This window comes from Curtobacterium sp. MCBD17_003 (assembly GCF_003234885.2).
Taxonomy (GTDB): domain Bacteria; phylum Actinomycetota; class Actinomycetes; order Actinomycetales; family Microbacteriaceae; genus Curtobacterium.
The window spans coordinates 1,739,083-1,753,149 of the sequence record NZ_CP126275.1 but is presented as its reverse complement, the minus strand read 5'-3'; the positions used below and the strand labels follow the sequence as shown (position 1 = coordinate 1,753,149).

13 protein-coding genes are annotated in these 14,067 nt (G+C 69.4%); 7 read left to right on the top strand and 6 right to left on the bottom strand.

The features are described from left to right. Nucleotides 1–156: 156 nt before the first annotated feature. From DEI88_RS08370 to dhaK, 4 genes are all read right to left on the bottom strand, one after another. A complete protein-coding gene (locus DEI88_RS08370) occupies nucleotides 157–471 on the bottom strand; it encodes a DUF4190 domain-containing protein (protein WP_111009053.1) in 315 nt (104 codons plus the stop codon). Between the two features lie 110 nt (nucleotides 472–581). Continuing rightward, the gene (gene dhaM, locus DEI88_RS08365) at nucleotides 582–1,289 is read right to left on the bottom strand and encodes a dihydroxyacetone kinase phosphoryl donor subunit DhaM (RefSeq protein ID WP_111071559.1); all 708 of its coding nucleotides are present in this window, start codon (nucleotides 1,287–1,289) and stop codon (nucleotides 582–584) included. Continuing rightward, entirely contained in the window at nucleotides 1,286–1,924 is a 639-nt protein-coding gene (gene dhaL / locus DEI88_RS08360) for a dihydroxyacetone kinase subunit DhaL (protein ID WP_111071560.1), read from the bottom strand. Before dhaL ends, dhaM begins: the two co-directional genes overlap by 4 nt. 23 nt (nucleotides 1,925–1,947) lie before the next feature. Then, nucleotides 1,948–2,949: a dihydroxyacetone kinase subunit DhaK gene (gene dhaK, locus DEI88_RS08355; protein ID WP_111071561.1), complete on the bottom strand. Its 1,002-nt coding sequence runs from the start codon at nucleotides 2,947–2,949 to the stop codon at nucleotides 1,948–1,950. A 306-nt stretch (nucleotides 2,950–3,255) separates the two neighbouring features. Here dhaK and DEI88_RS08350 point away from each other — a divergent pair, with 306 nt between their 5' ends. Together DEI88_RS08350 and glpK are read left to right on the top strand one after the other, a co-directional pair. Next, nucleotides 3,256–3,981 carry an MIP/aquaporin family protein gene (locus DEI88_RS08350; protein ID WP_111025600.1) on the top strand — a complete coding sequence of 242 codons (726 nt, stop codon included), beginning with the start codon at nucleotides 3,256–3,258 and terminating at the stop codon, nucleotides 3,979–3,981. 164 nt (nucleotides 3,982–4,145) lie between these two features. Next, nucleotides 4,146–5,657 (top strand): glycerol kinase GlpK, encoded by a 1,512-nt coding sequence (gene glpK / locus DEI88_RS08345; RefSeq protein WP_111009048.1) that lies wholly within the window; start codon nucleotides 4,146–4,148, stop codon nucleotides 5,655–5,657. Nucleotides 5,658–5,833: 176 nt separating this feature from the next. Here the strand turns inward: glpK and trpD are convergent, their stop codons facing one another. After that, a complete protein-coding gene (trpD, locus tag DEI88_RS08340; RefSeq protein ID WP_111009047.1) occupies nucleotides 5,834–6,886 on the bottom strand; it encodes an anthranilate phosphoribosyltransferase in 1,053 nt (350 codons plus the stop codon). 71 nt (nucleotides 6,887–6,957) lie between these two features. Between trpD and ctaE the strand changes: the two genes are divergently transcribed. The 5 genes from ctaE (at nucleotide 6,958) to DEI88_RS08315 (ending at nucleotide 12,407) form a co-directional block, all read left to right on the top strand. Next, the gene (gene ctaE / locus DEI88_RS08335; RefSeq protein WP_111009046.1) at nucleotides 6,958–7,596 is read left to right on the top strand and encodes an aa3-type cytochrome oxidase subunit III; all 639 of its coding nucleotides are present in this window, start codon (nucleotides 6,958–6,960) and stop codon (nucleotides 7,594–7,596) included. A gap of 21 nt (nucleotides 7,597–7,617) precedes the next feature. Further along, the gene (gene qcrC / locus DEI88_RS08330; protein ID WP_111009045.1) at nucleotides 7,618–8,445 is read left to right on the top strand and encodes a cytochrome bc1 complex diheme cytochrome c subunit; all 828 of its coding nucleotides are present in this window, start codon (nucleotides 7,618–7,620) and stop codon (nucleotides 8,443–8,445) included. A gap of 37 nt (nucleotides 8,446–8,482) precedes the next feature. Beyond that, complete coding sequence (gene qcrA / locus DEI88_RS08325) at nucleotides 8,483–9,556, top strand: cytochrome bc1 complex Rieske iron-sulfur subunit (RefSeq protein WP_111009044.1); 1,074 nt, start codon at nucleotides 8,483–8,485, stop codon at nucleotides 9,554–9,556. After that, on the top strand, nucleotides 9,553–11,259 hold the full coding sequence (gene qcrB / locus DEI88_RS08320; RefSeq protein ID WP_111009043.1) for a cytochrome bc1 complex cytochrome b subunit: 1,707 nt from the start codon (nucleotides 9,553–9,555) through the stop codon (nucleotides 11,257–11,259). The genes qcrA and qcrB overlap by 4 nt, the downstream gene beginning before the upstream one ends. 185 nt (nucleotides 11,260–11,444) lie before the next feature. Continuing rightward, nucleotides 11,445–12,407 carry a phosphodiesterase gene (locus DEI88_RS08315; RefSeq protein ID WP_111009042.1) on the top strand — a complete coding sequence of 321 codons (963 nt, stop codon included), beginning with the start codon at nucleotides 11,445–11,447 and terminating at the stop codon, nucleotides 12,405–12,407. Here DEI88_RS08315 and DEI88_RS08310 read toward each other — a convergent pair. Beyond that, complete coding sequence (locus DEI88_RS08310; protein WP_111071562.1) at nucleotides 12,394–13,980, bottom strand: stealth family protein; 1,587 nt, start codon at nucleotides 13,978–13,980, stop codon at nucleotides 12,394–12,396. The two genes, DEI88_RS08315 and DEI88_RS08310, sit on opposite strands and share 14 nt — an antisense overlap. Between the last annotated feature and the right edge of the window lie 87 nt (nucleotides 13,981–14,067).

The following is a 14,067-nucleotide window of genomic DNA, read 5'->3' as shown; positions in this document are numbered from 1 at the left end:
CCGCTGGTCGAAGTCGCACCCTTGGCGCCAACCTTGATAGCCCACTTACCCAGTTGGCACCACCGCTGGACCGGCTTGGAACGGCGGACGGCCCCTGCTCGGAACGGCGGATGGCCCCGGCGTTCTGCCGAGGCCATCCGTCGATCCGCAGGAGTGTCACATGTGCTGCGAGATGATCGACGCCGCGACGATGATGTTCACGATCGCCGCGACGATGGCGATGGCGCCCAGGATGACGCCAGCCAGTGCCATGCCGCGCCCGCGCCCAGCGGCAGCGCCGCGTCGACGCGCCACGAGGCCGAGCACGAGCGCCAGGACGCCGCAGATGATCCCGATGATGGGGACGAGGAGCGCGAACACGACACCGATGACCCCGAGCACGAGGGCGGCGATCGTGAGACCGTTCGAGCGCGACGGAGCGGTGACGGGACCGCCGGGCTCAGTCGGTGCGGGCGGGTAGTTCTCGGACATGCGGGGTCCCTCTCGAACGGGACGCGCCCAGGGGCCGTCGGAGTGCGGCGTCGCGCGTCACCGCGGACGCTAGTCGCCGGACCCAGCCGTTGTCCGATTTTCGCTCACGGTTACTCGGCGTCCCGCTCTCCGAACCCGGAGGCCGTGAGCGCGACGAGCGCCTCGACCGCGTCCCGCGCGTCCTCCCCCGTCGCGTCGATGGCGACGGTCGCGCCCTGGGGCAGTGCGAGCGCCATGATCGCCAGCAGGCTCTTGGCGTCCACGCCGTTCACGGTGACCGAAGCGTCGTACTTGGCGGCGGTCTTGACGAACTCGGCCGCGGGTCGGGCGTGGAGTCCCGAGGCGTTCACGAGCTCGACCGTCGCCGAGACGACGGCCGTGGTCGGTCCGGCCGGGGTGTCACCGTCCGGTACGGACTCCGGCCCGTCCGGTGTGTCCGCTCCCCCGGCGGACTCCGAGGCCGAGACCACCGCGTGGGTGTCGCCTCCGGTCTGCGCCGCGACCGCGGCTGCGACGGTGCCCTCGACCAGCGGCGCGTGCGAGACGTGCACCCGACCACGGTCGTCGTCCGTCAAGAAGTCGAGTGCGGTGTCGGTCGTCAGGTAGGCCGAACCGAGGTCACACAGGACGACGACGCCGTCGGTGTCGCCGAGCGCGGCGATGCCGTCGGTGACGGCCTCGAAGCTCGTCCCGATGCCGCCGTCGTCGGTGCCGCCCGCGGTCGCGAACCGGACGTCCGGGGCCATCTGTGCCGCGAGCTCGACGACGCCCTCGGCGATCTTGGCGCTGTGCGAGACGACGAGGATCCCGACGCTCACGCCGGGCCGCCCGATGCGTCCACCGCTGCCCGGAGGAGCAGCGCGGTCGACTGCGCGCCCGGATCGCGGTGCCCCACGGCGCGCTCCCCCAGGTAGCTCGCCCGGCCCTTGCGCGCGACGAGCGGCTCGGTCGCCGCCGCGCCCTCGGCTGCCGCGTCGGCCGCCGCCACGAGCACGGCCTCCGGGGTCGCTCCCCCGGCCGCCGCGGCGGTGCCTGCATCGACGGCCGGCGTCCACGCGTCGATCATGGTCTTGTCGCCGGGCTCGGCCTTGCCGCGGGCGACGATGCCGTCCCGCGCGGCGGTCAGCAGGGCGACCACGGCGTCGGCGTCGAGCGTCTCACGATCCCCCAGCGCCTGCGACGCGCGCAGGAACGCGGTGCCGAAGAGCGGTCCCGACGCGCCGCCGACCGTGCTGATGAGCCGCGTGGCGACGAGCTTGAGGACCGCGCCGGGGGTCGGCAGGTCGCCGTCGTCGAGGGACTCGACGACGGCGTGGAACCCACGGTCGAGGTTCTCCCCGTGGTCGCCGTCCCCGATCTCGCGGTCGAGGGCGATGAGGTCGGTGCGGTTGTCCCGGATGACGTCGGCGGTCCTGCGGATCCACTGCGTCGCCCAGTCGGTGTCGAGCGGCATGTCGTTCCTCTCTGTCGGGGCGGTCAGCGGCCCCAGCGGAGCGCCGGGGTCTCGACCGGGGCGTCCCAGAGTGCGGTGGTGTCGTCGTCGAGCACCGTGACGGTGATCGAGAACCCCTGCATCTCGAGGGACGTGACGTGGTTCCCGACCAAGCTACGCGACAGCTCGAGTCCCTGGTCCGACAGGATCTCGGCGGCGCGGCGGAACACGATGTACAGCTCGGACAGCGGCGTCCCGCCCATCCCGTTGACGAACAGGAGCACGCGGGAACCGCGCGGTGCGTCGAGGTCCGCGAGCACCGGTTCGATCACCTGCTCGACGAGGACGTCGGCCGGGGCCATCGGGATGCGCTCGCGCCCGGGTTCGCCGTGGATGCCGATGCCGAGCTCGACCTCGTCGTCCCCGAGGGTGAACGACGGCTCCCCCGCGTGCGGCACCGTGCACGGCGCGAGCGCCAGCCCCATGGACCGTGTCGACGCGATCGCGCGTCGGGCGACGTCCGCGACCGCGTCGAGGTCGTCGCCGCGCTGGGCAGCGGCCCCTGCGAGCTTCTCCACGACGACGGTGCCGGCGACCCCGCGGCGCCCTGCCGTGTAGAGGGAGTCCTGCACGGCGACGTCGTCGTCGACGAGCACCGACACGACGCGGATCCCCTCGGCCTCGGCGAGTTCGGCGGCCGTCTCGAAGTTGAGGACGTCGCCCGTGTAGTTCTTGACGATGTGGAGCACACCCGCTCCCCCGTCCACCGCCTTCGTCGCGTCGACGATCGGGTCGGGCGTCGGCGACGTGAAGACCGGTCCCGGCACCGCGGCGTCGAGCATGCCGAACCCGATGAACCCGGCATGCAGGGGCTCGTGCCCGCTTCCCCCACCACTGACGATGGCGACCTTGCCGGCGACGGGTGCGTCGGCCCGGCGGAGGTGGACGGGGTCCTCCTGCAGGACGACCGCCCCGGCGTGGGCGAGCGCGAACCCGCGGACCGTCTCCGTGACGACCTCGCGCGGATCGTTGACGAGCTTCTTCATGCGGTGCCTCCCGTGGTCGGCCCGAGACGACGAGGGTGGTCACGGTCGTCGTCGTCCGGTGCTGGAGGTCAATGTAGCGCGAGGGCTCCGCAGCACTGCCTGCACGAACGTGCAGGATCGTCGGACCCTCGTGCGGTCGTCGAGCAGGAGCGGCCCGCTCCTCCCCCTGCACGTTCGTGCAACCCGTCCGCACGGCCGCGGATCGGCCATCCTGGGAGCCCTCGCCCGCCGCTATGCTCGGCGAGAATCACTCAACGGGGAGTGGCGGGTCGCCCGCACCTCCTCCTCATGACAAGGAGGTCGCCGATGGACGGCATCGGGATCAAGTTCCTCTCCGAGGTGGTGGGCACGGCGGTGCTGGTCCTGCTCGGCACCGGCGTCGTGGCGAACGTCGCCCTGACGAAGACCAAGGGGTTCGCGGCCGGCACGCTGATGGTCACGATCGGTTGGGGCTTCGCCGTGTTCGCCGGCGTCACGGTGTCGTACAAGTCGGGTGCGCACCTCAACCCGGCGGTGAGTCTGGCGCAGTTCATCCTCGGCAACATCTCGTTCGGCACGATGCTGCTGTACTGGCTCGCGCAGATGATCGGTGCGGTCATCGGAGCGGTGCTGTGCTGGCTCGCATACCGGCAGCACTTCGACCAGGAACCGGACCCGGCAGCCAAGCTCGGCGTGTTCTCGACCGGTCCTGCCATCCGCAACTACGCCTGGAACCTCGTGACCGAGATCATCGGAACGTTCGTCCTCGTCTTCGTCATCATCGCCTTCACGAACGGCAAGACCCCCGCGGAGCTCGGCGCCATCCCCGTGGCCTTCCTCGTCATCGCGATCGGCGTCAGTCTCGGCGGTCCGACCGGGTACGCGATCAACCCGGCGCGTGACCTCGGTCCCCGCATCGCACACGCCTTCCTGCCGATCCGCGGCAAGGGATCGAATGACTGGGCCTACGCCTGGGTCCCGGTCGTCGGCCCGCTCGTCGGCGGCGCGCTCGCGGCGGTGCTGTCCGTGGCACTGCTCCCGATCGTCAGCTGACGCGGGACCACGGGCCTCCACGACCACGGGCTTCCACGATCACGTCCCCGTCCCGGGCCCTGAGCGGACCCGCCGACCGGACCCCGTCCCTCCCGGACCGGTCCCAACCGAACCGTCGCGCCGCACCAGCGGCCGGCACCGACAACCCAGAGGAGCACACACCAATGGCCGACTACATCGTCGCCATCGACCAGGGCACCACGAGCACGCGAGCGATCGTCTTCGACCACTCCGGGTCCATCGTGTCCGTCGGGCAGAAGGAACACGAGCAGATCTTCCCCCGCGCGGGCTGGGTGGAGCACGACCCGACCGAGATCTGGGACAACACGCGCGAGGTCATCGGTCAGGCGCTCTCGCGGGCGGACATCACCCGGCACGACGTCGCGGCCGTGGGCATCACCAACCAGCGTGAGACCGCCGTCGTGTGGGACAAGACCACGGGCAAGCCGGTCTACAACGCGATCGTCTGGCAGGACACCCGCACGCAGTCCATCGTTGACCGCCTCGCGGACGGTGACACCGACCGCTTCAAGTCGATCGTCGGCCTGCCACTCGCGACGTACTTCGCCGGCACCAAGATCATGTGGATCCTCGAGAACGTCGAGGGGGCGCGGGAGAAGGCCGAGGCGGGTGACCTGCTCTTCGGGACGACCGACACCTGGGTGCTCTGGAACCTCACCGGCGGCACGGATGGAGGCGTCCACGCGACCGACGTGACGAACGCGTCGCGGACCCTCTTCATGGACCTCGAGACGCTCGAGTGGCGCGACGACATCCTCGAGCAGTTCGGCGTCCCGAAGTCGATGCTGCCGAAGATCTGCTCGTCATCCGAGGTGTACGGCACGGTCGAGCCGTCGAACCTGCTGCGCGAGGTCCCGATCGCGGGCATCCTCGGCGACCAACAGGCCGCGACGTTCGGCCAGGCCGCGTTCGACCAGGGCGAGTCGAAGAACACGTACGGCACCGGCAACTTCCTCATCTTCAACACGGGAACCGACATCGTCCGGTCGGAGAACGGGCTCCTCACCACGGTCGGGTACAAGCTCGGCGACCAGCCGACGCACTACGCGCTCGAGGGCTCCATCGCCGTCACCGGGTCGCTCATCCAGTGGCTCCGCGACAACCTCGGCCTGATCGGGAGCGCGCCGGAGGTCGAGGCGCTCGCGACGACCGTGGAGGACAACGGCGGCGTGTACGTCGTCCCGGCCTTCTCCGGGTTGTTCGCGCCGTACTGGCGCTCGGACGCCCGCGGTGCGATCGTCGGGCTCACCCGCTACGCGAACAAGGGCCACATCGCCCGCGCCGCGCTCGAGGCGACCGCGTTCCAGACGCGCGAGGTCCTCGACGCCGTCAACGCCGACTCGGGCGTCGACCTGACGGAGCTCAAGGTCGACGGCGGCATGGTCGCGAACGACGCCCTCATGCAGTTCCAGGCGGACATCCTCGACGTGCCCGTCGTGCGGCCGGTCGTCGCGGAGACCACCGCGCTCGGTGCGGCGTACGCGGCCGGTCTCGCCGTCGGGTTCTGGCAGAACCTCGACGAGCTGCGGGCGAACTGGCAGGAGGACAAGCGGTGGGAGCCCCAGCTCGACGAGACCGAGCGGGCGCGCCAGATCCGGCTCTGGAAGAAGGCCGTCACGAAGACCTTCGACTGGGTCGACGAGGACGTCCTCTGAGCCGCTGACGCCCGCCGACGGACGGCCCCGACCACGACCGTGGCCGGGGCCGTCCGCGTGTCGGTCGGGAGGACCGGCCTCCCCCGCCGCGCGGCCCGCCTCGTCCCCGAGCGTCCGGACCTGACGGGGATGGATGACGCGCGTCGTCGACACGCCCGTGCTCCGTGAGGAACGCCTCAGGCTCGGTGCTCGCCGACCCAGGCCGCGAGCTTCGCTTCCGCCGCTCCGGAATCGACGGCCTCGGCCGCGACCACGAGTTCCTCGCGGAACCGCTGCAGCAGCGGCCGCAACACCTGTGTGGGATCGGCGGCGAGCCGGAACGCGACGAGGCCGGCGGCGGCGTTGAGGAGCACGATGTCGCGCACCGCCCCGGTCTCCCCCGCCAGCACGCGCCGCACGATCGCGGCGTTCTCGGCGGGCTCGCCGCCCAGGAGGTCGGTCGTGCGGGCACGAGGGATGCCGAGGTCCCGGGGGTCGAGATCGTGCTCGGTCACGGAGCCGCCGCTGACCTCCCAGATGTGGCTGTGGCCCGTCGTGGTGAGCTCGTCGAGACCGTCGTCCCCCCGGAACACCAGGGCCGTCGCACCCCGTGTCTGGAACACGCCCGTGATGATCGGCACGAGGTCGAGCTGCGCCACGCCGACGGCGTTCGCCTCGCACCGAGCCGGGTTCACGAGGGGTCCGAGGAAGTTGAAGACCGTGGGGACGCCGATCTCCCGGCGGACCGACGCGGCGTGGGCGAACCCCGGGTGGAAGGCACTCGCGAACGCGAACGTCAGGCCGACGCGGCGGAACGTCTCGGCGACACGCGCGGCGTCGAGGGTGAGGTCGAGGCCGAGTGCCGCGAGGACGTCGGACGACCCCGAACGGGAACTCGATGCACGGTTGCCGTGCTTGACGACGGGCACCCCGGCGGAGGCGACGACGATCGCCGCCATGGTCGAGACGTTCACCGTCCCGACGACGTCGCCACCCGTCCCGACGATGTCGAGCGCCATGGGGTCGACGTCGAGTGGGACGGCGCTCTCGAGGATCGCGTCACGGAACCCGACGACCTCGTCCACCGTCTCGCCCTTGGCGCGGAGCGCGACGAGGAACCCCGCGATCTGGGCGGGTGTGGCACGCCCGGCGACGATGTCCTCCATGGCCCATGCGGATTCGCTGATCGACAGGTCCGTGCCGGCCATGAGGGAGCCGATGACCGACGGCCAGGAGAACGAGTCGTGCATGCCCCCGATCGTACTGATTTCGAAGGACCCGCCAGTTGCCTGCGAAAACACTGTCCGTGGTTCGGGCCATAATGGACGACGTGACAAGCACCCCTCTCTCCAGACCAGCCCAGGGCGCGGTCCTGAACCGGCCGAACCCCGTCGCCGTGGGGACCATCGTGTGGCTGGGCAGCGAGGTCATGTTCTTCGCCGGCCTGTTCGCGATCTACTTCACGCTGCGCAGCACGTCCCCGAAGCTCTGGGCGACCGAGACCGCGCACCTCGACGTGCCGTACGCCGCCACGAACACGATCGTCCTGGTCCTGTCGAGCTTCGCCTGCCAGTTCGCGGTGTTCGCCGCCGAGCGCTTCCAGGTGCACCGCACGAGCTGGAAGCCGCGCGACTGGGGCATGACCGAGTGGTTCTTCGTCACCTACTGCATGGGCGCGGTGTTCATCTGCGGCCAGGTCTACGAGTACTCGAACCTCTGGCACGAGGGCGTCACGCTGTCCTCGAGCGCCTACGGGTCTGCCTTCTTCATGACCACGGGCTTCCACGGCCTCCACGTCACCGGCGGCCTCCTCGCGTTCCTCCTGACCCTCGGCCGCGGCTTCGCCGCGAAGAACTTCGGTCACAAGGAAGCGACCACCGCCATCGTCGTGTCGTACTACTGGCACTTCGTCGATGTCGTCTGGATCGGCCTCTTCGCCGTCATCTACCTTCTCAAGTAGGAATCGGATAGCCCCACGCGCATGTTCTCTCGAAGCAAGTCCGAGCGCCGCACCGGCGCCAAGAAGGGCCGCCGCTCCCCGCTGGCGACCGTGTCGCTGATCGTCGTCGGCCTGATGACGACCGGCGGCGCGTACGCCCTGTTCACCTCATCGGCCAACGCGGACTCCTCGCAGTCGACCACGGTCGCGGCCACCAGCCAGTCGCGGGTCAACGAGGGGCAGAAGCTCTTCGCGTCGAACTGCGCCACGTGCCACGGGCTCAGCGCACAGGGCACGAAGTCCGGTCCGTCGCTCATCGGCGTCGGCGCCGCCTCGGTCGACTTCCAGGTCGGCACGGGTCGCATGCCCGCGGCGTCGAACGGCCCGCAGGTCGAGGAGAAGCCCGCGCAGTTCACGGATGAGCAGGTCGCGGACATCGCCGCCTACGTGTCGTCGCTCGGCCCGGGCCCGTCCATCCCGAAGGCGAGCCTCACCAACGGCAACGCCAACGCGGCCAAGGGCGCCGAGCTGTTCCGGGTGAACTGCGCGATGTGCCACAACGTCGCGGGTGCCGGCGGTGCCCTGACCGAGGGCAAGTACGCGCCGAACCTCAAGTCGGTGTCGGGCAAGCACATCTACGAGGCCATGCTCACCGGTCCGCAGAACATGCCCGTCTTCAACGACCTGAACATCACGCCGAAGCAGAAGGCGGACATCATCACCTATCTGAAGTACATCCAGGACACGAAGTCCCCGGGCGGGTTCGCCCTCGGTGACATCGGCCCGGTGGCAGAGGGCCTGTTCCTCTGGATCTTCGGACTCGGTGCGGTCGTCGCGGTGACCGTCTGGCTCACCGCGAAGACCAACTGATCGACCCGTGTCGCACGACACCACTGAAGGGAACACCATGACAGAGCGCGACGACGACGTACTGTCCGCGTCCTCCGCTGTCGAGAAGCACGACACGCCCTCGATCCCCGCCGGTACCGCGGTCCTGCCCGCCGAGCCGTTCCAGAACCCGGGTGAGCCGCCGCACCGCCCGCGGCGGACCGACGTCGACCCGAAGAAGGAGCGTCTGGCCGAGCGTCAGGTCGCGACGTTCTTCTACATCTCGATCATCGGCAGCATCCTGGCGATCGCGTCCTACGTCGCGTTCCCCGTCCGCGCCGGCGACCTGTCGACGGTCCGCTTCGGCAACCTGTTCCTCGGTCTGTCGATCACGCTGGCGCTCCTCGCCCTCGGGTTCGGTGCCGTCTACTGGTCCAAGACCCTCGTCGTGGACCGCGAGATCTCCGAGCAGCGTCACGCGACGCGTGGCTCCGAGGAGACCCGTGCGAAGGCCGTCGAGGCCTTCCGGCTCGGCGACAAGGAATCGGGCTTCAACCGTCGAACGGTCATCCGCAACAGCCTCATCGGTGCGCTCGTGGCGTTCCCGCTCCCTGGTGTCGTGCTGGTGCGCGATCTCGCGCCCGCTGCCGACCCCAACAAGCTCCTCAGCTACACGATGTGGAAGCAGGGCACGCGCCTGACGAAGGACCCGACCGGCCTGCCGATCAAGGCGTCCGACGTCACCCAGGGCTCGGTCTTCCACGTGATCCCCGACGGTCTGCTCGACAAGTCGGACATGCTCGAGGAGAAGGCCAAGGCGGCCGTCCTGCTCATGCGCCTGGACCCGTCGGAGCTCCATCCCCGCAAGGGCCAGGAACACTGGGGGTACGACGGCATCGTCGCCTACTCGAAGATCTGCACCCACGTCGGATGCCCCGTCGCGCTCTACGAGCAGCAGACGCACCACCTGCTGTGCCCGTGCCACCAGTCGACGTTCGATGTCGCGCACAGCTGCGAGGTCATCTTCGGCCCGGCGAGCCGGCCCCTTCCCCAACTTCCCATCACGGTCGACTCCGAGGGCTACCTGGTCGCGCAGAGCGACTTCCACGAGCCCGTCGGCCCCAGCTTCTGGGAGCGTGAGCGCGTTTCATGAGCACCACCACCACACGGACCACCGGTCCCACGCCGGCGGCGGCCACACCGCCGCAGAACGCGCCGACGCCGACGTCCCGGCTGGTCGGCGCGGCCGCGAACTACATCGACGAGCGCACGAGCATCTCCGGGCTGGTCAAAGAGGTCGGTCGCAAGATCTTCCCCGACCACTGGTCGTTCATGCTCGGCGAGGTGGCGCTCTACAGCTTCGTCGTCGTGCTGCTGTCCGGCACCTTCCTGACGTTCTTCTTCCAGGCGTCGATGGCGGACGTCTCGTACGACGGCTCGTGGGTACCGCTCAAGGGCATCGAGATGTCGGCGGCGTACCAGTCGACGCTCAACATCTCGTTCGACATCCGCGGCGGTCTGTTCGTCCGGCAGATCCACCACTGGGCGGCGCTGCTGTTCGTGGCCTCGATCATGCTGCACATGCTCCGGGTGTACTTCACGGGCGCGTTCCGCAAGCCGCGTGAGCTCAACTGGGTGTTCGGCTTCCTCCTCTGGGTCCTCGCCATGGCCGAGGGCTTCACGGGGTACTCGCTCCCCGACGACCTGTTGTCCGGCAACGGCCTCCGCATCATCGTCGGCATGATCGAGGGTGTCCCGGTCATCGGTGTGTGGATCGCCTACCTGCTGTTCGGCGGGGAGTTCCCGGGGACCGCGATCGTCGGCCGCCTGTACACGCTGCACATCCTGCTGCTGCCGGCGATCCTGGTCGCCGTGCTCGGTGTGCACCTCGTGCTCGTCGTCATCAACAAGCACACGCAGTACGCCGGCCCGGGCCGTACCAACGAGAACGTCGTCGGTGTCCCGATCCTCCCGGCCTTCGCCGCGAAGGCGGGCGGGTTCTTCTTCATCGTCGCGGGCATCCTCGCCCTGATCGCGTCGCTGTTCACGATCAACCCGATCTGGACGTACGGTCCGTACGACCCGTCCCCGGTGTCTGCGGGGACCCAGCCCGACTGGTACATCGGCTTCGCCGACGGCGCCCTGCGTCTGGTCCCGCCGCACTGGGAGTTCGTGATCTGGGGCAACTACACGCTCTCGATGAACATCCTCGCGCCGATCATCGTGCTCGTGCTGCTCATCAGCGCCATCCTGCTGTACCCGTTCCTCGAGGCGTGGGTCACGGGCGACAAGCGCGAGCACCACATCGCCGACCGCCCGCGGAACGCGCCGACCCGCACGGCCATCGGTGCCGCCGGCATGACGCTCTACGGCGGCCTCTGGGCCGCCGCGAGCTCGGACATCATCGCCACGCACTTCATGGTCTCCCTGAACCACGTCATCCACGTCGTGCAGGCGATGGTCGTCCTCGGCCCGTTCTTCGCCTTCTGGATCACGAAGCGCGTCTGCCTCGCGCTGCAGAAGAAGGACCGCGAGATCGTGCTGCACGGGTACGAGTCGGGCCGCATCGTGCGCCTGCCGCACGGCGAGTACATCGAGGTCCACGAGCAGCTCGACGAGTACGAGCGGTGGCGTCTGCTGCAGTTCAACGAGTACCAGCCGCTCATGCTCCGTCCGAACGCACGCGGCAAGATCAGCCCGGTCGAGCGGGTGCGCGCTCGGATGTCGAAGTTCTTCTTCGAGGATCGCATCGCCCCCGTCTCCAAGCCCGAGCTCGACGCCGCGCATGCGGCGCACCACGGGCCGGACCTCGAGGGCACGCACCAGGCGCCGCAGGTCGGCAGCGGCGGTCACTGAACCGACACACGGGAGCGCCCGACCACGATGGTGGTCGGGCGCTTCGTCGTTCGTCGTTCACCTGGGGACGATCGGACACGCCCACCCAGTTCAGGGCACGTTCACGCGCGGGTGCTGGACTGGTGTACGTGGCTGTGACAACGTTGGCCGCGCTGTTCCTCGACGAGTGATTGATTGCGAGCTCCATGGACATCCGGACGGCCGAACACCCCAGGCCGAACCACTTCCTGCTCCACCTCTCCGACACCCACCTCATCGCCGCTGACGGCGAGCTGTACGGAGACGTCGACTCGGCTGCGCGGTTGCAGCAGATCGTCGACGAGATCGAGGCGTCGGGTTCGCACCCCGAGGCCATCGTCGTCACGGGCGACGTCGCGGACCGCGGTGAGCCAGGAGCGTACGCACGGGTCCGCCGCATCCTCGAACCGGCGTCGGAACGACTCGGTGCCCAGCTCATCTGGGCGATGGGCAACCACGACGAGCGTGGCGCGTTCCGGCGTGAGCTGTTCGGTCTGCAGCCCACCGACCGGCCCGTGGACTTCGTGTACGACGTCAACGGGCTCCGGGTGATCACGCTCGACACGAGTGTCCCTGGCCACCACTACGGGGAACTGACCTCCGCGCAGCTCGACTGGCTCGCCGAGGAACTCAGCGTGGCGGCGCCGCACGGCACCATCCTCGCGCTCCACCACCCGCCCGTGCCGAGTGTCCAGGACCTGACGGTCCTCGTCGAACTGCGCGACCAGCAGGCACTCGCCGAGGTGGTGGAGGGGTCCGACATCATCTCGATCATCGGTGGCCACTTGCACTACTCGACGACGTCGCAGTTCGCCGGGATCCCCGTCTCGGTCGCCAGCGCGACCTGCTACACGCAGGACCTGGTCACCGAGGGCGGTGGCACCCGCGGGCGCGACGGTGCGCAGTCGTTCAACCTCGTGCACGTGTACGGATCGACCGTGGTCCACTCGGTCGTTCCGATCGGGCACTACGCGACCGTGGGCGAGCGCGTCGCGCCGGTACAGGTTGCCGAACGGCTCGCTGCGGCAGGCGTGGTCATCCCGGCCGCGGTCGAACCGCAGCCGGTCACCTCGAGCATCCCGGTGTTCCGCGACGAGGTGGTGCCGGCCTCCCCCGTCAGCCGGCGGTAGCGGCTCCGGCGGGAGCGATCCCATCGGTGGGCCGCTCCCACGGGGCCGGGAACGGGAAGTACTTCTCGAGGAAGTCCGTCACCCGGGCGGTGCGCTCGTCGTCGGAGACCTCCGGGAAGCTCCCGTCGTTGAGGCAGAAGAAGTCGACGTTTCGCCGGCGGAGCAGCTCGTCGAGCGCCGTGAGGCCGGACACCATGGTCGTGTCGACGTACTGCACCACCGCGTTCTCCTGGACGATGGCGCGCCCGGTCATGAGTGCGTAGTAGTGGTACAGCGAGTTGGTCACGGAGATGTTGTCGGCGGCGCGGAACCGTGACGCTGCGGTGCGCGCGAACTCGTCGGCGAACTCGTGCTCCATCTCGGACATGACGCTCTTGCGGAGCGGGGTGGCGGCGTGTTCGAGGTGCCGCGTGGTGATCGCGCCGAACCGCTGCTGGAGGAGCTGCCGGTTCACCCGTGCCGAGTTCTCGAAGCCGCTGCGCTGGGCATTGTTCGTCCCCAGGCCGATCCGGGTGGTGGCGAGGATGAACTTCGTGATCGAGCCGGGCGAGAAGAACATCGACGGGTCGACCCAGCGGCCGAAGAACATGTCGTCGTTCGAGTAGATGAAGTGTTCGCTCAAGCCGGGGATGTGGTGGAGCTGTGACTCGACGGCCTGCGAGTTGTGCGTCGGCAGGACCGACGGATCGGCGAAGAACTCCTCGCTCCGGACGATCCGCACCCGTGGGTGATCGGCGAGCCAAGCCGGGGCGGGGGAATCGGTCGCGATGTAGATCGTGCGGATCCAGGGCGCGAACGTGTGCACCGACCGGAGTGCGTACTTGAGCTCGTCGATCTGCCGGAAGCGGGCCGGGGCGTCGTCGCCCTCGCCCAGGACGGCGCTGGCCTGCTGGGCTTGCCGGGCGCGCTGGTACTCGATCGCGTTGCCGTCGACCCACGAGAAGACCATGTCGATGGGGAACGTGATGTCGCTGACGTGGTCGTCGAACATGTGCTCGATCGTCTGCCACGTGCGGCCGTAGCGCTCCACCTCGGTCCGGACGAACTCGTCGAGCGGCAGACTGCGGCGCATCATCGCGTTCTCGACGGGCGCGAGGACCTCGGTGTCGGTGACGCGCCAGAACTCGACCTGGACCGCGGTGTCCGCGCCGTAGCGGAGGCGACCGATCGGCTCCAGACGGGGACGGAACAGCCGCAGCACGTCCCTCCCGGACTGCCCGAGACCGTCGTCGGCGATCAGGACCGCGCGCTCCCCCGGTGGCTTCGCGTAGAACGGCTCGTTCGCGCAGGCGTCCATGAGCGTGCTCTCGGCGCGCTGTCGGTCACGCTCGTCGAGCGCGAGGACGGGCCGGGTGTCGTTGCCGCGGATGAGCATGTGGTCGACGTCGGCGGCCGTGAGCGCGTCGTCGATGAAGAGCAGGTCCTCGATCATCGACTGCTGCGGGGTGAGGTGCCCGTTGAGGAGCGTCAGCCGGCCCTTCCGGACCACGACGTCGGATCGTTCGAGTCCGCCGGAGGACGGATGAGGGTTCAGCAGCGGACTCTCGGTCTCCGGTGCGGTCTCGTCGGCCATCCACGCCCTTCTCGATGCGGTCGGGCACGGTGCCCGCCATCCGAATCCTATCGGTCCACGGTGGCGGCGTCAGTGCGGTCGGTCGGC